Here is a 17,975-nt window from a genome sequence, read left to right on the forward strand (position 1 = left end):
CACCGCGGCGAATTCAATAGCCGGTCAGTTCGAGATAGCCGACGCCGGCATGGCTGCCGGCAAAGCTGATCGGGCCCTCCCAGTAGGAAAAACCCGTTCCCATCCAGCTTCGCGCGTTGAGCGGCCTGGTTTCGATCTTGACCCCGCGCGCAGGAATTTCGATACGCCATGCCGTCGGCACCTTGCGGCCGCCGATCTCGGTGGAGGCGATCGGCATGATGCTGTTATCGCTTGAAGCGATCTCGCTGGAACGGCCGTCCGGTTCGATCCAGTTGCCGAACAGGTTGCTCTTGCCGTCCTTCTGGCGCAGCCGGTAGAGCATCAGCTTTTCGTCGTTGGGCAGATGCAGCGAGAACCAGTCCCAGCCGGTCTGGTCGGACGCGAGCGGCTGGCTGCTCCATTCGCGGTCCATCCAGGCCTGCCCGGTGACGTCGACAGGCTTGTCGTCGATGACGATGCGGCCGGCCGCCTTGAAGAAGGGCTGGCTGTAGTAATAGGAGGCCTGTCCGCGATCGGACTTCCTGCTGTAGCCGCGGTCGCCCTGCAGCACCAGCGCCCGCTCCGCATCGAGCCGGAGCTCGTAACTGAAATCCGCGCCCGTCGCGCTGAGTTTCAGCGGCGCCACTTTGTCCGCATTGAAGCCGTCGAGCCCACGCATCTCCCAGCCATCGATCCAGCCGACAAACGGACTCGTCTCGACGCCGGCCTGTCCGACGCCGCCCCGCGCAAATGTCTCGGAGTAACGATGCGTGTCGGCGCGCGTGACCGCGGCATGTCCCATCCAGATTTGCTGGTTGGCCCAGCCTTCGAGCTGCGCGCCGGCGCGCATCGCCTGCCGGAACAGCGTCCATTGCACGCCATGGGCCGTGCCAGCCGGATCAACGAGGTTCGCGGTCACATACCACCACTCGATGCGGAATTCCGGATGCGGGCCGTGATCGAGAGGAAAGACGAAACGCTTTCCAGGCACGACCGGCGCGAACCCGTCGGCGGTCTCGCCAAGCCCCGCAAAGCCTTGCGCATGCGCCTGGCTTACGACGCCAACTGCAAGCGCGCCGCCCATGAACGCGCGGCGCGAGATCGGGTTAGCGTTCATTGACAAAGATCCGTATCAGGCTCGCAGGCTGCATCCGCGCCAGCCGGATGACAGGCAATAGCGCAGCCAACAGCGCCGCCGCCAGGGCAACGCCGAGCAGTTCCACCAGTTGCAACGGGAACACCTGGAACGGCAACCGCCAGCCGAAAGCTTTCACATTCACGACCGCGAGCAGGCACCACGCCACCAGAAGGCCGAGCGGCAGCGCAAACAGCGAGGTGATCAGCGCCACCGCCATTGTCTTCAGCAATTCGATCCGCGCGAGCCTCTCGCGCGTCAGCCCGATCGCCCACAGCGGCGCAAGTTGCGGTAGGCGGGAATTCGCCAGCGTCAGGAGGCTCGTGAGCAGCGCGACGCCGGCGACGCCGAGCGTGAAGGTGTTGAGTGCTGACGTAACCGAGAAGGTGCGGTTGAAGATGCGTTTCGACTCCGCCTTCACCGTCGTCTGATCAGCGACGCTGCGGTCATCGAGGCCGAACTTCTGCTGCAGCTCGGCAATCAGCGCGGGCACGGCGGGCGGTGGGACGCGGAGGCCGAACCGTGTCTGCGGCACTTCCGGAAAGTGCCGCGTCAGCGCGGCAAAGTTCACCGCCACCTGGCCCTTGGGATTGCCGTAGTCGGCATAGATGCCGACGATCTCCAGCGGCCAGTTGCCGCCCGGCGCGGGCACCTCGATCCGGTCGCCGATCGCAAACTTCAGCCGCCGCGACAATTGCTCGCTGGCAAAGCAGGTGTCGCCGGCGCGCAGGCGGTCCCATCCATCCGATCGCGACTCCAGCAGCGGCCAGTTGTCGCGAAAGGTGGCCTGATCGGGCAGGCCGAGCACCTCGATCGGCATGCCCGCAAGCTGCGCATCCGCGCGGCCGCCGGGCAGGATCGCCTGCACCTCGCTCCGCCCGCGCAGCCAGGTCTTGATCTCACTTGCCTGCGCATCACTGGCCGCGTTGACATAGACATCGGCAGCGAGCCGTCCGTCGAGCCAGACCAGGAAAGTGCGGCTGAAACTCTCCACCATGGTACCGACGCCGACATTGACTGCGAGCGCAAGCAACAGCGCCATCAGCGCCAGTGACAATCCCGAGAGCTGCTGGCGGCTGTCGGCCCAGAACCAGATACTGACCGGCCGCCCGGCGCTGCGTTGGCCGAGCGCAAGTGCGATCTCCAGAATCATCGGCAGGATCAGCGCGGCGCCGAGCATCAGCGCGGCGAGCACGGCAAAGCCCGAGAGCAGGGAATCGCCGAACCAGAGAAAGCCGCCGGCCACGGCAAAGGCGGCAAGCGCGGCAGCGCTCTGAAACACCAGCCAGCGCCGCTGCGCCTGCTGCCAGGCCTGCGGCTGCGCCGATGATAGCACCGGCATGCGGATCGCCTTGGCAAGGCTCGCGGCGGCGGCCGCCAGCGCGCCGAGGATGCTGATCGCGATGCCGGCGAGCCACCACTCGCCCTTCAATGTCAGTTGTCCCGGAATCTGCGCGCCATACAGCCCGCGCAACGAGGCCGCGACGTCGGGTAGCAGCGCGGCGGCGATGACATACCCGCACATCAGTCCCACCAGGCCCGCGACCAGCGCGAGCGATACCAGCTCGGCTACCAGCACGCTGTTCAGCATCCGCGCCGACACGCCGCAGGCGCGCAAGGTGCGCAGCATCGGCAGCCGCTGCTCGAAGGCAAGCCCGATCGCGGAGTTGACGATGAAGAGGCCAACGAAGAACGACAACAGCCCGAACGCGGTCAGGTTGAGATGGAAGCTGTCGGTGAGGCGCTCGAGATCGGTTTCCGCGTTGGGCTCGACCAGGCGCAGCCGGTCGCCTGCGATGCTTTCGAGCGGCGCGCGCCTGGCGCTGGATTTGCCGATCAGCACGCGCGAGGTTTGATCCGGCATCTTCAGGATCTGCTGCGCGATCCCGATATCGACGACGAGCACGCCGGGCACGAGCTGCGCCTGCACGCGGAGTGGCGGCAGCAGCACGCCGCCATTCGACGATGGCCGCTCGCCCTCTTTGAGGCCAAGGTCTGCCAGCGTCTCCGGCGCCACCAGCATTTCACCGGGCGGCGTGACAAAGGACTGCAGATCGGTCCGGCCGATCACGGGCGCAGTGCTGACTTCGCCCGGCAGCGTCACCGGCTCGATGCCGAGCAGCCGGAATGGTCGTCCGCCGATCTGCAGGCGCCCCTCGACCACGGGCGAGACCGGCCAGCCGGCGCGGCGCAGATCGACGAAGAGGTGCTGCGGAAAACTGGTGCTGTCGTGACTGACGAGCATCGCGGTGCGGGTGCCGCCGAAGGTCGCCGCCGCCCGATCATAGGCGTTGCGCGCCTGCTGGTTCAGCGCCTGCACGCCGCTCCACAGCGCGGTCGCGGAGATCAATCCGATCAGCAGCGTCGCAAGCTGCATCGGATGCCGATGCCAATGGCTGAGCAGAACTGCCAGCGTCCACAGCGCCCGGCTCATGCGATCACCCCCGCATGCAAATTGACCTGGCGGTCGAGCAATGCTGCGAGCCGCGCGCTATGTGTCACCATCAGGAAGCCGCAGCCGGTCCGCGCCACCAGATCGCGCGCCAGCGCCAGCACCTCGTCGGCGGTCTCTTCGTCGAGATTGCCGGTCGGCTCGTCTGCGAGCAGCAGCAGCGGCTTGGGCGCCAGCGCGCGGCCGATCGCGACGCGCTGCTGCTGGCCGCCGGACAATTGCTCCGGATATCGCTTCAAGAGCTCCGCCAGTCCAAGCCGCTGCACCAGTTCGTCGTGCCATTTCGGATCATGCCGTCCGGCGATCCGCGACTGAAAGGTAAGATTGTCCGAAACCGTCAGGCTCGGGATCAGGTTGAATTGCTGGAACACCAATCCCAGCCGGTCGCGACGCAGTGCAGCACGACCGGCCTCGCCGAGGTTGGAAAGGCTGACGCCGTCGAGAACGATCTCGCCGCCATCGGCCGCATCGAGCCCGGCGATCAGGTGTAACAGCGTGCTCTTGCCGCTGCCGGATTCGCCGGTCAGCGCCACGCTTTCGCCCGCGGCAACCGCAAGGTTGACGCCGCGCAGCACCGCGATGTCCTCGCCGGCCGAACGATAGCTTTTCCTCAGGCCGGTGACCTCGAGCACGGGACGATTTCCACTTGGCATGCGCTGTCGATGCCACGGCAGGGCCGGCAGGTCAAAATCCGCGGTTGCCTTGTCAGGAAACCCAAGGCTAGCATCGGGCACAACCTGGCCGACAGAGCCGAACAACCGAGCCGAGCAAGCAAGAAAACCACGGGGAGAACCAAGCATGACCGCACAGCCGACGCCGAAAGGCGCCTGGAAGATCACCTTCCTCCTGTTCCTGTTCATGCTGGTGAACTTCGCGGATAAGATCGTGGTCGGCCTCGCCGGCGTGCCGATCATGACCGAACTGAAACTCGATCCGGAGCAGTTCGGCCTGCTCGGCTCCTCCTTCTTCTTCCTGTTCTCGATCTCGGCCATCGTGGTCGGCTTCATCGTCAACCGCGTCGAGACCCGCTGGGTGCTGCTGGTGCTGGCGCTGATCTGGGCGCTGGCGCAGTTCCCGATGGTCGGCACCGTCGGCTTCGCCACGCTTCTGATCTGCCGCATCATCCTCGGTGCGGGTGAGGGGCCCGCGGCGTCGGTGGCGGCGCATGCCATCTTCAAATGGTTCCCCGACGAGAAGCGAACCTTGCCGATTGCGATCCTGTCGCAGGGCTCGGCGTTCGGCGTGATCCTGGCCGTCCCGGCGCTGAACTGGATCATCGTCAATCACGACTGGCACTATGCGTTCGGCGCCCTCGGGATCGTCGGGCTGATGTGGGTGGTGGCGTGGGCGATCCTCGGCAAGGAAGGCCCGCTGGTGGAGAGCGCGGCGACGGCGGCCAGCGAGCAGCGCATTCCCTATTCGCGGCTTCTCACCTCGCGGACCTTCGTCGGCTGCGTTGCCGCCACCTTCGGCGCGTACTGGGCGCTATCGCTTGGGCTCACCTGGTTCACGCCCTTCATCGTCAAGGGACTAGGCTATTCGCAGCATCAGGCCGGCTTCGTTTCGATCCTGCCATGGGTGTTCGGCGCCGTCGTCGTCATGCTCACGGGCTGGGTTTCGCAGTCGTTGCTGGCGCGCGGTTTCACCACCCGCGGCGCGCGCGGCGTGCTCGGCTCGGTGCCGCTGATCGTCGGCGGCATCATCATGGCCATCATGCCCCACGTCGCGCCGGGCGGAATGACGATCGCGCTGCTCGTCTTCGGCTCCGGCCTCTGCGGGTCGATCTATGTGGTCTGTGCGCCGATGATCGGCGAGTTCACCCCGGTGTCGCAGCGCGGCGCCGTGATCTCGATCTATGGCGCGCTCTACACGCTTGCCGGCATCGTGGCGCCGGCGGTCATGGGCAGCGTGATCCAGCACGCGGGGAATCTGTTCGACGGCTACATGACCGGCTTCACCATCAACGCCGCGATCATGATCACATCCGGATTGCTCGGCGTGCTCTTGCTCTGGCCCAACACCGAACGCGCAAGGCTGCGCGGCGAAGTGGTGCCATCAAGCGAATTGAAGAGCGCGGTATCGCCGACATAGTTTCGGTGTAGTGAGGCTAACACAGCATCCGCACACTCGAACCGCCTCTCCCCTTGTGGGAGAGGCCGGATTTCGCGCGTAAGCGGGAAATCCGGGTGAGGGGTATGCCTCCACGAGTCGTGGTCCCTCGATAGGCCGCACCCCTCACCCGCATCGCATTCCGCTTCGCTGCATGCGATACGGCCTCTCCCACAAGGGGGAGGCGGGAGCGCGCAGCGCCGTTCTCGCGCTTTCTTCGCGCCGTTTTCGTGGGGCAGGCAAAGCGACTTGTCCGCCGTAACTCGAACAGCGAAGGCAAAGTCAGCATCATCACCCGATTGTGGATGTCTGCCGAGGTTTCCCCGAGTTACAAGCGAGCGTTGAAATGTCAGATGGAGTGTCGCAGTGAACAAGAAAGTGATATTCAGAACGCTGAATGGCCTTGCAATCGGGGGAGCCTTGGCACTGGGGTTGGCAGTCGTTCCGGCTACGGCTCAGCAGCCGGGGCGAGTGAGGGTCGGAACGCTTTCCTGCAATATCGCCCCTAGCGTCGGCATGGTTATCGGGGGACAGCAGCAACTGAGCTGCATCTATGCATCTGCACGAGGCAGGACGCGTGACGCCTATCAGGGCACTATCAGCACGTTTGGGCTGGACATCGGTGCAACGTCCGGCGGTCAACTTGCGTGGGCCGTCTTTGCGCCGACCACGCTGCGCCGGGGAGCGCTGGCAGGAAGCTATGGTGGCGCCACCGTCGACGGTACGATTGGTGTCGGACTGGGGGCCAACGTCCTGGTCGGAGGTTCAGACCGCACTGTCAGCTTGCAGCCGGTGTCGGTCGAGGCGCAGACCGGCCTGAATGTCGCAGCAGGTATATCCAACATGGAGCTACGGCCGGCCGCGCCGCCCGCACGTCGAAGACCCTCATGAGCCAACCATAATCGGCGCTGCCAAAGTTCTGCGGCAGTGTGCCTGATCGGGTAAGCACCATTTCGTCCTTGTAGGGTGGGCAAAGCGACTTGTCCGCCGTAGCTCGAACAGCGAAAGCGTGCCCACCATTGCGAGCACGGCGCGTGATGGTGGGCACGTCGCTGCGCTCCTTGCCCACTCTACGCCGCTACGCACCTAATGCATCGCCTGCGTACCGCGAATAAGCCGACCTGGCCTTGCGCCGGTGGCCGCGCCGCCGCGCTGCGTCACTACGCCCGAGACGATCGTCGCGTCATAGCCGTCGACCTGCTGCAACAATCGGCGGCCGCCGACGGGGAGATCGTAATGGACCTTTGGCGGATGCAGATGCAGCCGGTCGTAATCGATCACGTTGACGTCGGCCTTGTAGCCCGGCGCGATCAGGCCGCGATCGGCGAGGCCGACCGAGAGCGCGGTCTTGCGTGATTGCACCGCGATCACGAAGGGGATCGAGAGCTTCTCGCCGCGGGTGCGGTCGCGGGTCCAGTGGGTCAGCAGATAAGTCGGGAAAGAGGCATCGCAGATGATGCCGCAATGCGCGCCGCCGTCGGAGAGGCCGGGCACCGAATTCGGGTCCAGCAGCATCTCGCGGGTCGCGTCGAGATTGCCATCGGAATAGTTGAGGAACGGCACGTAGAGCATGCCGCGGCCCTCGTCGGTCAGCATCGCGTCATAGGCGAGTTCTTCCGGGCGTTTGCCGAGCCGGCGCGCCTGCGCGCCCAGCGTGTTCTCCGGCGGCTGCTCGTAGTCGGGCGGATTTCCGAGCAGATACATCTTGTCGTAGTTCGGCCGGAAGAACAGCGGATCGTCGGTGTCGGTCGCATTCTCGGCGAGGATCGCGGCGCGCACTTCAGGTTGGCGCAACCGCGCCACCCGCTCCTTGAGCGGCAGGTGCGCGATCGCCCGGTAGCTCGCATGGGTCTGGAACGGGTTGCGCGACAATTCAAGCCCGAGCATCAGCCCGACCGGACGCGCGGCGATCTGCGCGGTGATCGACAGCCCGCGGCGGCTTGCCTCGTTGATGGTGTCGAGCGTCTGGCGCCAGCGCCGCGGCGACTTGTCGTTCTGGGTGATCGAGAACGAGATCGGGCATTTCGTGTTCTCCGCCACGCGCAGCATCATCGGCAGGTCTTCGTGGACGGTGGAGAGATCGAGCACGAATTGCAGCACGCTGCGGCCGACGCCATGCATCGCGCCCGCGATCGCGGTCAATTCGTCCTCGCCCGCCTTCAAGGTCGGCGTGAAGTCGCCGGTCGAGGTGCGGTGGTTGAGGGTGCGCGAGGTGGAGAAGCCGAGTGCGCCGGCGCGTACCGCGTCGCCCGCCAGCGCCGCCATCTGCCTGTTATCCTCCACCGTGGAAGGATCGCGCCGCGCGCCGCGTTCGCCCATCACATAGACACGCAGCGCCGCATGCGGCAGTTGCGCGCCGATGTCGACGTCGAAGCTGCGCTTCGACAGCCAGTTCATGTAGTCGGGAAAGCTCTCCCATTCCCAGGGAATGCCGGCGCTCAGGACCGGCTCGGGAATGTCCTCGACGCCTTCCATGAGCTGGATCAGCCTGGTGTGGTCGCTGGGCCGGCACGGCGCAAAGCCGACGCCGCAATTGCCCATGATCGCCGTGGTGACGCCGTTCTGCGAGGAGGGCGTGATGTCCTGGCTCCAGGTCACCTGGCCATCATAGTGGGTGTGAACATCGACGAAGCCTGGCGCCACCAGCTTGCCGCGGGCGTCGATCTCCTCCTTGCCTTTGCTCGCGACCTTGCCGACCTCGGTGATCTTGCCGTCCGTGATCGCCACATCGGCTTCATAGAGGTCCCCGCCGCTGCCGTCCACAATGGTGCCGCCGCGGATCACGATATCAGGCGCTGAGGTCATGGCGCTTCATCCCGATTTGTTGTTGTTGCCGCGCATCATGGATCGCCCTCCGAGGCTGTCAACCGGCAGTGGTGGGGCTCTGCAATGCGCTATGGCGCCGCAACCTGGAAATATGCGGTGACGTCAAAGCCTAATCCATGTCGCGGAAAGCGTGACCGTTGGTTTCGATCCTTTTCACAAGGTCTGGCGGCAATTCGGCTTGTGCCGCCGTGCCGTCAAACGCCCATTGCTTGGGATCGGCCAGATCAGGAAGACCGGCCCCTTTGCGCACATAGAGGCCTAACGTCGGCTTCTGCGGATTAATGTAAAGATCGTACTCCTGCATTGAGATGTCTCCTCTTCTGTTGCCAGCTCAGGATCGCATCAAGCCGCGTTGGCTCGCCTCGCTGTCAGATTATCGCGATCGGTTACAGCCGTAAGCATTTAGTTCGAGGCAGTGATCGGACCGTAACAGGCGCACCGCAGAGTCTCTTGGTATCACTGCGGAGATCTCTCGTGACCGCGACCACCATAGCCAACGAGCGCGCGCTTTCCATGCAGCCAGCCGAGGCCGGCGATCACGCTATCGGCGCCACGCGCGTGCCGACACGTCGAGACCGGAGCGTTCGCGCGCTTCAGATCATCTTTCTCGGTATCGCCTGTTATGTCGGCCTGAACGATTGCGCGGATCGTCTGGAAGCAATCGCTCGCGAGGACACCTGAAAAATAGGTCGTCAGGCCGCGGCGCGCGCTTCCGATCCCTGCGGCTTGCGGTCGGTGACGAGCGCGAGCAGCACCGTCAGCACCATGAACGCGGCGGACGCGCCGAACACCCAATGCGGCAGATTGTGGTCCATGATCCAGCCGAACAGCAGCGGGCTTGCGATGCCGCCGAAGTTGAAACCGGTGGAGACGATGCCGAAGGCGCGGCCAGCCGCACCGGGAGGCGCCGCGTTGCGCACCAGCATGTCCCGCGAGGGCGTGATCACGCCGCCGAGGAAGCCGGCCAGGCCAAGCGCTGCGGTCAGCACTGCCGATGGCAGGTTGACCAGCGCTATCAGCAGCACGATCGCGGCATTGACCGCAAAGCAGGCCGCCGCCACCTGGCTATGACGGTGGGTGCGGTCGGCGAGATAGCCTCCGGCGAGCACGCCCGCCGCGCTGGCGCCGAGGAACGCGGTCAGCGCGATATTGGCCGACGAGAACGACACCCCATAGCCGCCCATCAGCGCCACCACGCCGAAATTATTGATCCCCGCGCTCGACAGGCTGAGCAGCGTGAAGAACACGGTCAGCACCATGATCGCCGGCGTCATCACGCTGGTTTTCACCTTCTCACTGCCCTCGGGCCTGTCCTTCGCGGCGCCCGCGTCGGGGATGCCCATGACGACGAGCAATAGCGCCACCAGCGGGCCGATAGCGCCGGCCACCATCAGCGCGCCGAGCCCGCCGATTGCCGCGACCAGCGCCGCCATGATCGCCGGCGCCACCGCGCCGCCGAGGAAGCCGGCAAAGGTATGGACCGAGAACGCCCGGCCCATCCGCGCCTCGTCCATATGCGCCGACAGGATCGCGTAGTTGGCAGGGTGATAGACGCTGTTGGCGAGCCCGAGCGCGATCGCGCTTGCGATCAGCGCCGGATAGCTCAAATGCGCACCGAGCCCGATCAGGGCAAGGCCGCCGAGGCAGAGACCGATCAGGAGAATTTTGCGCGCGCCGATATGGTCAGCGAGATAGCCGATCGGCGCCTGCGTCAGGCCGGAGACCAGCGCGAATACGGTCAGCGCGAAGCCGAGCTCGATATAGCCGACACCGAGCCGCTCTTTCAGGAACGGGAACAGCATCGGCAGCACGAAGATATGGAAATGGCTGACCCAATGGGCGATCGAAATCCCCGTCAGCGTGCGCACCGCGCTGTCGGTCTTCAATTGCTGCGGTGCGGCGAGAACATCAGCCATATCAGTGAGAAGCCCCTAAATGTGACGCCCGGCGGGGCTTGTCTCGAAAATATCGGCTGAGCGTTATTTGTCCATGAAGGCCACTGCATGGCTGCCCCGGCGAACCGCGACCGAGCGACATGCGGCATTAAAGCGGCAAGACAAGCAACTCGCATTGCAGCAATGATCTGGCATGACCGATCCGGCAACAAAGCTGCGAGTCCTGATCCCTGAGGGGGCGAGCACCTCGGCGCGCGAGGCGATCACGATCCTCGGCCTTGCCGGGCACCACGTCGAAGTCTGCGATCCCTCGCCCTGGTGCCTGTCGCGCTATTCGCGCTTCGTGCGCAAATTCCATCGCTGCCCGGGGTTGCGCCACGATCCCGAGGGATTCCTCGGCTTCATCGAGCGACTGCTGGAGGCGCCGTTCGACGTGCTGCTGCCGACCCATGAGCAGGGCTTTCTGTTCGCGCGCGCCGAGGCGCGGCTGAAGGGCCGCGTCGGCCTGGCGCTGCCGCGGTTTGGCAGCTACCGGATGGTGCACGGCAAGGCCGGCTTCAGCCGTCTGCTTGGCCAATTGGGCCTGCCGCAGCCGCCGACTCGGATCGTGACGTCGGAGAGCGAGCTGCGCGACGCCATCCGCTTTCCTTCCGTGATCAAGACCTCGGTCGGCACCGCGAGTCGCGGCATCTGGTTCGTGCGCGACGAAGCCGATTTCAACATCGCGCTGTACGAGCTCGGCGCCAGCGACGCCTTTGCCGATGAGGTTCTGATGCAGGATCTCGTCACCGGCACGACGGAGAAGGCGCAGTCGGTGTTTTGCTTTGGGAAGCTGGTCGGCTTCCACGCCTATCGGCAGATCGCGCCCGGTGTCGGCGGCGGTGAGGCGATCAAGGAAAGCGTCAGCCGTCCGCAGGTGCGCGCCTATCTGGAAGCGATCGGGGGAGCGCTGGCTTGGCACGGCGCGCTGTCGGTCGACTACGTGATGCCGATCGACAGCCCCGTGCCGCTCCTGATCGACTGCAATCCGCGCCTGGTCGAGCCGCTCAATGCCTTCCGCGCCGGCGCCGATCTGGTCGATCTCCTGCTGCGCGTATCGCTCGGCGAGACGCCACAACCCTTGCCTGAGAGTCGCGCCGGCGTGCGGACGCATTTGGCGATGCAGGCGCTGCTCGGCCACGCCTCCCGCGGCGGCACCAGGCGCGACATTCTGGTCGAGTGCGGCGATCTCTTGAAGACCTCGGGGCCCTACAACGCCAGCACCGAGGAGCTGACGCCGGTGCGGCTCGACTGGCTCAGCGCCGTGCCGCTGACGATGACGGTCGGCCTCACTCTGGTCTCGCCGAAACTGGCAAAGACGGTCGCCCGCGGCGGCTTCGGCGCGCATCTGCTCGATGTGAAGAGCATCCGCAAGATCGAGCGCGACGATTTCGCGGGACTGCATCAGCCGTCGTAGGGTGGGCAAAGCGAAGCGTGCCCACCATTGCGAGCGGAGTGCCTGATGGTGGGCACGTCGCTGCGCTCCTTTGCCCACCCTACAATTCCGCGCTCGCAATGACGCGAAGCGTCTCACAACGGCGCGTCGTCGGGGCCGTAGCGATCGCGCTTCGGTGTGGCGATGTCGCCGTCTTCGTAGTCGTCGTCCTCGTCGTGACGCGCAGGTGGAGGCGGCGGCTTTGGCTTGCCGCCTTCCTGCTTCGGAGGTTGGCTTCTCTTCCCGATCCCGCCCATGTCGATCTCCCGCCATCACGACATAATGGCTGATTCGGGCGGAACAAGCCGGTCCGCGCGTGGCTCGCGGACCGGCCGATCGCTTCAGAACGTGGCGCCGGCCTTCACCAGGAAAGTCCGACCCGGCAGCGGATAGGCGCTGAAGCGGCCGGGCGTGAAGTTCGAGGCGATGGCGTAGTCGTAATAGAGCGCATTCAGGACGTTGTTGACGCTGACCGACCAGAAGAAATGCTCATAGGCGCCGCTGAGCTTGAGGTCGATCGTCGCATCGCCCGGAATGCGCGTTTGCGTATTGGCCTGGTCGTTGTCCATGACGCGCGAGCTCCAGGCGCGCAGCGTGGCATCGAACACGAGATAGTTGTCCCAGATATTCCAGGTCACGCCGAGATTGCCGGTGTAGCGCGACACCAGCGGCACATCGTTGCCCGCGAACTGTCCCTCGCGGAACACGGCGCGCGTGTAAGCCATGCCGCCGCGCAGCGACACGGTATCGCTGACGCGCAGCGAGGCCTGCGTCTCGGAGCCATAACGCCGGGTCGGATCGAGGTTGATGTTGTAGAACAGCACCGGATTGAAATGGATCTCGTTCTCGAGGTCCATGTTGTAGATGCTGGTTTGCACCTGGAAGCGGCCCGTCTTGACGCGGAAGCCGGCTTCGACGTCGTGCGAGGTCTGCGTCTTCAACTGGAAATTCTGCGGCAACGGGTTGAAGTCCGCATCGAACGCGGGTCCGGTGGACGTGCGCTCGTCGACATCGGGCGTGCGAAACGCGTGCGCGGCGCGGGCGAACACCGAGAACATTTCGGTGAAGCGATGCTCGACGCCGACATGCAGCGCGTAATTGGTCTCGCTCTGGTCGAGCGGCGTCGCCTGCGCGTCGAAGGCGAACGGCGCGTTCGGATCGTAGCGATCGCGCGCGCTGAGCCAGGTGTTCTGCACCCGCGCGCCATAGGAGAAATCGGTGGTGGGCAAGAGGCCAACCGTGTGCTGCCAATAGCCGGCGAGCGACTGCTGCGACAGGTCGTAGGTATGGATCGGCGGCACGCCCCGGAACGCGCCGCGCTGCTGGTGGAACGTTGCATCGTAATAGTCGATGCCGGTCAGGATCGACGAGGGAATCCCGAAGATCGAATTGTTGATGCTCAGCCGCGGCGTGATCGACCAGGTCTGCAACGCGGCGTCATTGTAGGTGGATGCCGCGCTGATGAATGGCGAGGTGCCGAAGAACGCGCCTTGCGTGTCCTTCTGGCGGTAGCCGCCATCGACGATCAGGTCGACACCGTTCAGGAGCGTCTTGGTGAAGCCCGCCGTCGCGCTCGCGCCCTGCTGGTTGCCATAGTCGAACGGCGTGGCGGCGCCCTTGCGATCGGTGACGAGCTGATTGACGCCGATCGAAGGATCGACCAGCCTGCCGCCGGGAAAGCCCAGCTTCTGGTCGTCGCCGGTCACCGTCAGGAAGGCTTTCAGGTCCGGCGTCGTGTAGTTGAGATTGCCGACGCCGTTGCGCTGGTCGAGCGCATTGTTCACGCGGTAGCCGTCGGACTTGATGCCGTTGCCGTAGAACGACGCCGACCATGGTCCCGAATTCATCGCGGTCGAGATCGCGGCCATGCGCTGGTTGAAGGAGCCATAGCCGGCTTCGCCGCGGATCGAGACCGGCGGGCCGCCGACACCGGTCTTGGTGACGATGTTGATCACGCCGCCTATCGCATTGTCGCCGTAGAGCACGGCGCCGCTGTTGCCGCGGGTGATCTCGATGCGCTCGATCGAATCGAGCGGGATGGTCGATAGATCCACCTGCGCCATGTCGATGTCGTTGAGCCGTCGCCCGTTGAGCAGGAACAGCGTGTTGGCGGTGGCGAACGCGCCGAAGCCGCGCAGGTCGACCGAGGTCTTGGCGCCGTTCACGCCGCCATAGAGCGATTGAAGCTGCACGCCGGGGGCCTGCGCGATGATCTCGGCCAGAACCTGGGTCGGCGAATGCGCGATGTCGTCGGCGGTGATCACGGTCGAGGACGTCCCGACAATGCCGGCAAATTGCGGGCCGCCGCCACCGCCACCGGATGAAGCTCCGCCAGCGGCGGCGCCGCCAGCGCCCGCGCCGCCGGCCGGCTGCGCGTTGGTCGGCACCTGGCCCGGCGCGGGCCGCCGGGGACCTGGAGTGCCGTCGGAAGCGGGCTTGGCACGGGTGCGGTTGTGGTCGCCGGGCGCCCTGACCTCGACCGGCGGCAATTGCTCGGAGGGCGCTTCCTGCGCCTGCGCGGCGGAAACATACAAAGCGGGCGCCAGCATGCTCGACGCGAGCAGCAGCGCGCGGCGTTGCTTGGTGACTGTGGTAGCAGAGAACATCGGCGAGACCTCGGTATGACGTCAGTGGCACGTCACAGCGAACCAAGGCTCACCATCGCGTTTCGCGCTTCAGGTGAAGCAAATGCCTGTACTCCCCGACCGACATCGTCGCGTGTGACCACGTATGACGGCAGGTCTCCTGGCTCGCGGGTCGTTACCCTTCGTCGCCTTCCCAGGACCGAGACTCCCAGTGGCATATGACGAAGGATTCACCGCATACAGTTGCGGGGGCAGCCGCGGCTTTACGGGAAGTTTCCCGGTACCGCATTCCCTTTTGATCCCGATAGGAACCGTCAGGGCCATCTAGGATTTCGGCGGCACGTGAGTCAATCCCGGCGAAACTGCGGCTCCCTGGCTCCCATACGTTTTTTTGTTCCGGTGTCGCTTGTCTGCCACCGAATTCGCTGCAAGAAGCAGGGCGCGATGAGTGCACAGGATTTCACGATAGCGGCGGGTCTGGCCGCGCGGCGGCGGTTGGGGGCGACCGTTGCAATGATTGCGTTGGTTGCCTTGCTGATGCTGATCTCGCTCGGCACCGGCCCGGTGCGGCTGTCGCCGCTGACGGTGATCGAGGCGCTGTTCGGTGGCGGCAGCGATGTCACGCAGGTGATCGTGCGCGAGATTCGCCTGCCGCGCACCATCCTGGCGTTTGCGATCGGCGCCATCCTCGGTCTGTCAGGCGCGGCGCTGCAAGGCCTGTTGCGCAATCCCTTAGCCTCGCCCTCGCTGTTCGGCGCGCCGCAATCGGCGGCGTTCGGTGCGGTGCTGGTGATCGCGCTGGGGTTGGCTGACGTCCGCTCCTATGCGCTGCCGGTCGCCGCCATCATCGCCGCATTCGGCTCGGTCTTCGTGCTGCTCGCGATCGCAGGCCGCAATGCGGGCCTCTTGATCCTGATCCTCGCCGGGCTTGCGATCTCGAGCCTTGCGGGCGCTGCGACGGCGCTGGTGATGAACCTCGCGAGCAATCCGTTCCTGGCGCTCGAGATCGCGTTCTGGCTGCTCGGCTCGCTGGAGGACCGCAGCTTCCAGCATGTCGCGCTGGCGCTGCCGTTCATCGTCGCCGGCGCGGCCATCCTGCTGTCGCAAGCCAGCGCCTTCCGCGCGCTCACGCTCGGCGAAGAGACCGCGCAAAGCCTCGGCGTCGATGTCGGCCGCCTGCGCCTGTTCGTGATCGCAGGCGTTGCGCTTGGCGTTGGTGGCGCGGTGGCGGTCACCGGCACCATCGGCTTCATCGGCCTGGTCGCGCCGCATCTGATGCGGCCCGTCATCGGCCACGATCCGGCGCGGCTGTTGGTGCCGAGCGCGCTTGCCGGCTCGGCGCTGTTGCTCGCGGCCGACATCGCGGTGCGCATCATCCCGTCGACGTCGGACATCAAGGTGGGCGTGTTGACCTCGATCATCGGCGTGCCGTTCTTCCTCTATCTCATCATGCGCGAGCGTCGCGCGCTCGGCGGAGGCGTCGCATGACGGCGCTTGTTGTAGAACACCTCAACGTCGTGCTCGCCGGCCGCCGCGTGCTCAACGATGTGTCGCTGCAACTCGCCTCCGGTCATCTCGTCGCGCTGGTCGGTCCGAACGGCGCCGGCAAAACCACGCTGCTGCGCGCGCTCGCCGGCCTCATTCCCTCCGACGGCGTCATCAAGGTGGGAGGCGAGGCGCTTGCCGCGCTGCCGCTGCGCGAACGGGCCAAGCGCTTCGGCTATCTTCCGCAAGGGCACATGGTGCATTGGCCGCTGCCGGCGCGCGACATCGTCGCGCTCGGCCGCTATCCGCATGGCGCGACCGATCCGGCGCGGCTGTCCCCGCGCGACACTGAGGCGGTGGTGCGGGCGATGCAGGCGGCCGATGTCATGGAGTTCGCGGAGCGGCGTGTCACCGATCTTTCCGGCGGCGAGCGCAGCCGCGTTGCGCTGGCGCGCGTGTTCGCGGTGGAGGCGCCGATCATCCTGGCGGACGAGCCGACCGCCTCGCTCGATCCGCGCCACCAGATCGACGTCATGAAGGGTTTGCGTGCCGCAGCCGATCAGGGCGTGCTGGTGATCGTGGTGACGCACGACCTTGGCCTTGCCGCGCGCTTTGCCGACCATGCGCTGGTGCTGGCGCAGGGCCGCCTCGCATCGCAGGGCGCGCCGGCGGATGCGCTCTCGGAAACGGTCATGGCCGATGTGTTCCGCGTCAGCGCCTTCCGCGCCGAGCATCAGCGCGAGACGGTGATCGTGCCCTGGGCGGAGATCTGATGGGCCGGCTCGCGGCATGCCTTGCAGCGCTCGTCTTGTCCACCACTGTCGCGCATGCGGCGAGCCCGCCGCGGATCGTCTCGATGAATGTCTGCAGCGATCAATTGCTGCTCTCGCTCGCCGATCCCCAGCAGATCCTGGGCCTCAGCCGCTACTCCCGCGAGGCCTGGCAATCCTTTGCCGCCGATCAGGCGCGCCGTTTCCCGATCCTTTCCGGCGGCGCGGAGGACGTGCTGGTGCTCAAGCCCGACATCGTCGTCGCCAGCCTGTTCGACAAGCGCGCAACGCGCGAGCTTCTGAAGGCAAACGGCCTCCATCTCGTCGAGTTCAGCGTGCCGCGCACGCTGGACGAGGTGAAGGACCAGATCCGCGAGATGGGCGAGATCGTGCAGCATCCGGACCGCGCGAAGGTCGCGATTGCAAGATTAGATGCCGCGATCGCCCGAGCGCGCCAGGCCGCGACCGGCAAGCACTATCGCGTGCTGCCGCTGGCGCGCCGCGGCTGGGTATCCGGCAGCGACAGTCTGGTCTCCTCGCTTCTGACCGAAGCCGGCCTGCTCAATCCCGCCGGCGACCTCGGCGTCGCTGCCGGCGGCTACGCCTCGCTGGAGGCGCTCGTGCAACTGAGGCCGGATTTCATCCTGGTGTCGGAGGCCGGCGACCGCGCCGAAGACAACGGTCGCGCCTTCCTGCTGCATCCGGCGCTGGAGCACTTCTACCCGCCAGCGAGGCGCATCGTGCTTCCCGAACGTCTCACCGTCTGCGGCGGCGTGATGCTCGCCGATGCGCTGGATGTGCTGACGAAGGAATTGCAACGCGTGGCACGATAGCTTCATCGCCCCGTCATTCCGGGGCTCGCGGAGCGAGAACCCGGAATCCATTCTTCCGCTTGCGCATGCGGCGCAATGGATTCTCTGATGTGCAATTGCACATCATAGCCTGCGCCTTCGGCGCATCCCGGAATGACGAGCGGAGAGATGGAGGCCGCCGCTGTTCCCGGATTACGCTTCGCTTCATCCGGGCTACGGACTCTCCCTCGTCATTCCGGGGCTCGCGTAAGCGAGAACCCGGAATCCATTTCTCCAGGGGCGCATGGGGCGCAATGGATTCCGGGCCTGCGCCTTCGGCGCATCCCGGAATGACGAGCGGAGAGATGGGGGCGCCCGCCCGGATTTCGCTGCGCTTCATCCACGCTACCGACGTAACCATTATGACGGAGCCGCGCTCAAATCGCGCATTGCGACGACGCGCACGGAATAGCA

General features: G+C 65.7%; 15 protein-coding genes and 1 riboswitch. Of the genes, 7 read left to right on the forward strand and 8 right to left on the reverse strand.

Annotated features, from left to right (window positions below):
- Positions 1-13: 13 nt before the first annotated feature.
- The 3 genes from AC5ZG5_RS07955 to AC5ZG5_RS07965 are packed head-to-tail and all read right to left on the reverse strand — an operon-like array spanning position 14 to position 4,219.
- Positions 14-1,096, reverse strand: a complete 1,083-nt coding sequence (locus AC5ZG5_RS07955) for a lipocalin-like domain-containing protein (RefSeq protein ID WP_456641356.1) — start codon at positions 1,094-1,096, stop codon at positions 14-16.
- A complete protein-coding gene (locus AC5ZG5_RS07960; protein WP_456641355.1) occupies positions 1,086-3,548 on the reverse strand; it encodes an ABC transporter permease in 2,463 nt (820 codons plus the stop codon). Before AC5ZG5_RS07960 ends, AC5ZG5_RS07955 begins: the two co-directional genes overlap by 11 nt.
- Entirely contained in the window at positions 3,545-4,219 is a 675-nt protein-coding gene (locus AC5ZG5_RS07965; RefSeq protein WP_456641354.1) for an ABC transporter ATP-binding protein, read from the reverse strand. Before AC5ZG5_RS07965 ends, AC5ZG5_RS07960 begins: the two co-directional genes overlap by 4 nt.
- 145 nt (positions 4,220-4,364) lie before the next feature.
- Here AC5ZG5_RS07965 and AC5ZG5_RS07970 point away from each other — a divergent pair, with 145 nt between their 5' ends.
- Together AC5ZG5_RS07970 and AC5ZG5_RS07975 are read left to right on the forward strand one after the other, a co-directional pair.
- Positions 4,365-5,657 (forward strand): MFS transporter, encoded by a 1,293-nt coding sequence (locus tag AC5ZG5_RS07970; RefSeq protein ID WP_456641353.1) that lies wholly within the window; start codon positions 4,365-4,367, stop codon positions 5,655-5,657.
- Between the two features lie 384 nt (positions 5,658-6,041).
- Positions 6,042-6,566, forward strand: a complete 525-nt coding sequence (locus tag AC5ZG5_RS07975; RefSeq protein WP_456641352.1) for a DUF992 domain-containing protein — start codon at positions 6,042-6,044, stop codon at positions 6,564-6,566.
- 195 nt (positions 6,567-6,761) lie between these two features.
- Here the strand turns inward: AC5ZG5_RS07975 and AC5ZG5_RS07980 are convergent, their stop codons facing one another.
- Together AC5ZG5_RS07980 and AC5ZG5_RS07985 are read right to left on the reverse strand one after the other, a co-directional pair.
- Positions 6,762-8,480, reverse strand: coding sequence for an N-acyl-D-amino-acid deacylase family protein (locus AC5ZG5_RS07980; RefSeq protein WP_456641351.1), 1,719 nt, complete (start codon positions 8,478-8,480; stop codon positions 6,762-6,764).
- 130 nt (positions 8,481-8,610) lie between these two features.
- The gene (locus AC5ZG5_RS07985; RefSeq protein WP_028167238.1) at positions 8,611-8,805 is read right to left on the reverse strand and encodes a hypothetical protein; all 195 of its coding nucleotides are present in this window, start codon (positions 8,803-8,805) and stop codon (positions 8,611-8,613) included.
- 170 nt (positions 8,806-8,975) lie between these two features.
- Between AC5ZG5_RS07985 and AC5ZG5_RS07990 the strand changes: the two genes are divergently transcribed.
- Positions 8,976-9,182 (forward strand): hypothetical protein, encoded by a 207-nt coding sequence (locus AC5ZG5_RS07990; protein WP_456641350.1) that lies wholly within the window; start codon positions 8,976-8,978, stop codon positions 9,180-9,182.
- An 11-nt stretch (positions 9,183-9,193) separates the two neighbouring features.
- Here AC5ZG5_RS07990 and AC5ZG5_RS07995 read toward each other — a convergent pair whose 3' ends face one another.
- The gene (locus tag AC5ZG5_RS07995) at positions 9,194-10,417 is read right to left on the reverse strand and encodes an MFS transporter (RefSeq protein WP_456641349.1); all 1,224 of its coding nucleotides are present in this window, start codon (positions 10,415-10,417) and stop codon (positions 9,194-9,196) included.
- A 172-nt stretch (positions 10,418-10,589) separates the two neighbouring features.
- On the opposite strand from AC5ZG5_RS07995, the gene AC5ZG5_RS08000 reads away from it, so the two are divergent.
- Positions 10,590-11,852, forward strand: coding sequence for a hypothetical protein (locus tag AC5ZG5_RS08000; protein ID WP_456641348.1), 1,263 nt, complete (start codon positions 10,590-10,592; stop codon positions 11,850-11,852).
- 113 nt (positions 11,853-11,965) lie between these two features.
- Here the strand turns inward: AC5ZG5_RS08000 and AC5ZG5_RS08005 are convergent, their stop codons facing one another.
- Positions 11,966-12,127 (reverse strand): hypothetical protein, encoded by a 162-nt coding sequence (locus AC5ZG5_RS08005; RefSeq protein ID WP_456641347.1) that lies wholly within the window; start codon positions 12,125-12,127, stop codon positions 11,966-11,968.
- Positions 12,128-12,211: 84 nt separating this feature from the next.
- Complete coding sequence (locus AC5ZG5_RS08010) at positions 12,212-14,476, reverse strand: TonB-dependent receptor (protein ID WP_456641346.1); 2,265 nt, start codon at positions 14,474-14,476, stop codon at positions 12,212-12,214.
- A 112-nt stretch (positions 14,477-14,588) separates the two neighbouring features.
- Positions 14,589-14,786: riboswitch (cobalamin riboswitch) on the reverse strand.
- A gap of 182 nt (positions 14,787-14,968) precedes the next feature.
- On the opposite strand from AC5ZG5_RS08010, the gene AC5ZG5_RS08015 reads away from it, so the two are divergent.
- Genes AC5ZG5_RS08015 through AC5ZG5_RS08025 form a run of 3 tightly spaced genes read left to right on the forward strand, consistent with a single transcriptional unit; the run spans position 14,969 to position 17,543 of the window.
- Positions 14,969-15,943: a FecCD family ABC transporter permease gene (locus AC5ZG5_RS08015; protein WP_433994562.1), complete on the forward strand. Its 975-nt coding sequence runs from the start codon at positions 14,969-14,971 to the stop codon at positions 15,941-15,943.
- Complete coding sequence (locus AC5ZG5_RS08020; protein ID WP_456641345.1) at positions 15,940-16,713, forward strand: ABC transporter ATP-binding protein; 774 nt, start codon at positions 15,940-15,942, stop codon at positions 16,711-16,713. The genes AC5ZG5_RS08015 and AC5ZG5_RS08020 overlap by 4 nt, the downstream gene beginning before the upstream one ends.
- Positions 16,713-17,543, forward strand: a complete 831-nt coding sequence (locus tag AC5ZG5_RS08025) for an ABC transporter substrate-binding protein (protein WP_456641344.1) — start codon at positions 16,713-16,715, stop codon at positions 17,541-17,543. The genes AC5ZG5_RS08020 and AC5ZG5_RS08025 overlap by 1 nt, the downstream gene beginning before the upstream one ends.
- The last annotated feature ends 432 nt before the right edge of the window (positions 17,544-17,975 follow it).

This window comes from Bradyrhizobium sp. Ses1 (assembly GCF_059512365.1).

What these genes read in the sequence shown, in the direction of transcription:
- AC5ZG5_RS08000 (WP_456641348.1), top strand. Translation starts at nt 10,590, where the DNA reads ATGACCGATCCGGCAACAAAGCTGCGAGTCCTGATCCCTGAGGGGGCG.
- AC5ZG5_RS08025 (WP_456641344.1), top strand. Translation starts at nt 16,713, where the DNA reads ATGGGCCGGCTCGCGGCATGCCTTGCAGCGCTCGTCTTGTCCACCACT.
- AC5ZG5_RS08015 (WP_433994562.1), top strand. Translation starts at nt 14,969, where the DNA reads ATGATTGCGTTGGTTGCCTTGCTGATGCTGATCTCGCTCGGCACCGGC.
- AC5ZG5_RS08020 (WP_456641345.1), top strand. Translation starts at nt 15,940, where the DNA reads ATGACGGCGCTTGTTGTAGAACACCTCAACGTCGTGCTCGCCGGCCGC.
- AC5ZG5_RS07955 (WP_456641356.1), bottom strand. Translation starts at nt 1,096, where the DNA reads ATGAACGCTAACCCGATCTCGCGCCGCGCGTTCATGGGCGGCGCGCTT.
- AC5ZG5_RS08010 (WP_456641346.1), bottom strand. Translation starts at nt 14,476, where the DNA reads ATGTTCTCTGCTACCACAGTCACCAAGCAACGCCGCGCGCTGCTGCTC.
- AC5ZG5_RS07970 (WP_456641353.1), top strand. Translation starts at nt 4,365, where the DNA reads ATGACCGCACAGCCGACGCCGAAAGGCGCCTGGAAGATCACCTTCCTC.
- AC5ZG5_RS07965 (WP_456641354.1), bottom strand. Translation starts at nt 4,219, where the DNA reads ATGCCAAGTGGAAATCGTCCCGTGCTCGAGGTCACCGGCCTGAGGAAA.
- AC5ZG5_RS07985 (WP_028167238.1), bottom strand. Translation starts at nt 8,805, where the DNA reads ATGCAGGAGTACGATCTTTACATTAATCCGCAGAAGCCGACGTTAGGC.
- AC5ZG5_RS07995 (WP_456641349.1), bottom strand. Translation starts at nt 10,417, where the DNA reads ATGGCTGATGTTCTCGCCGCACCGCAGCAATTGAAGACCGACAGCGCG.
- AC5ZG5_RS07960 (WP_456641355.1), bottom strand. Translation starts at nt 3,548, where the DNA reads ATGAGCCGGGCGCTGTGGACGCTGGCAGTTCTGCTCAGCCATTGGCAT.
- AC5ZG5_RS08005 (WP_456641347.1), bottom strand. Translation starts at nt 12,127, where the DNA reads ATGGGCGGGATCGGGAAGAGAAGCCAACCTCCGAAGCAGGAAGGCGGC.
- AC5ZG5_RS07980 (WP_456641351.1), bottom strand. Translation starts at nt 8,480, where the DNA reads ATGACCTCAGCGCCTGATATCGTGATCCGCGGCGGCACCATTGTGGAC.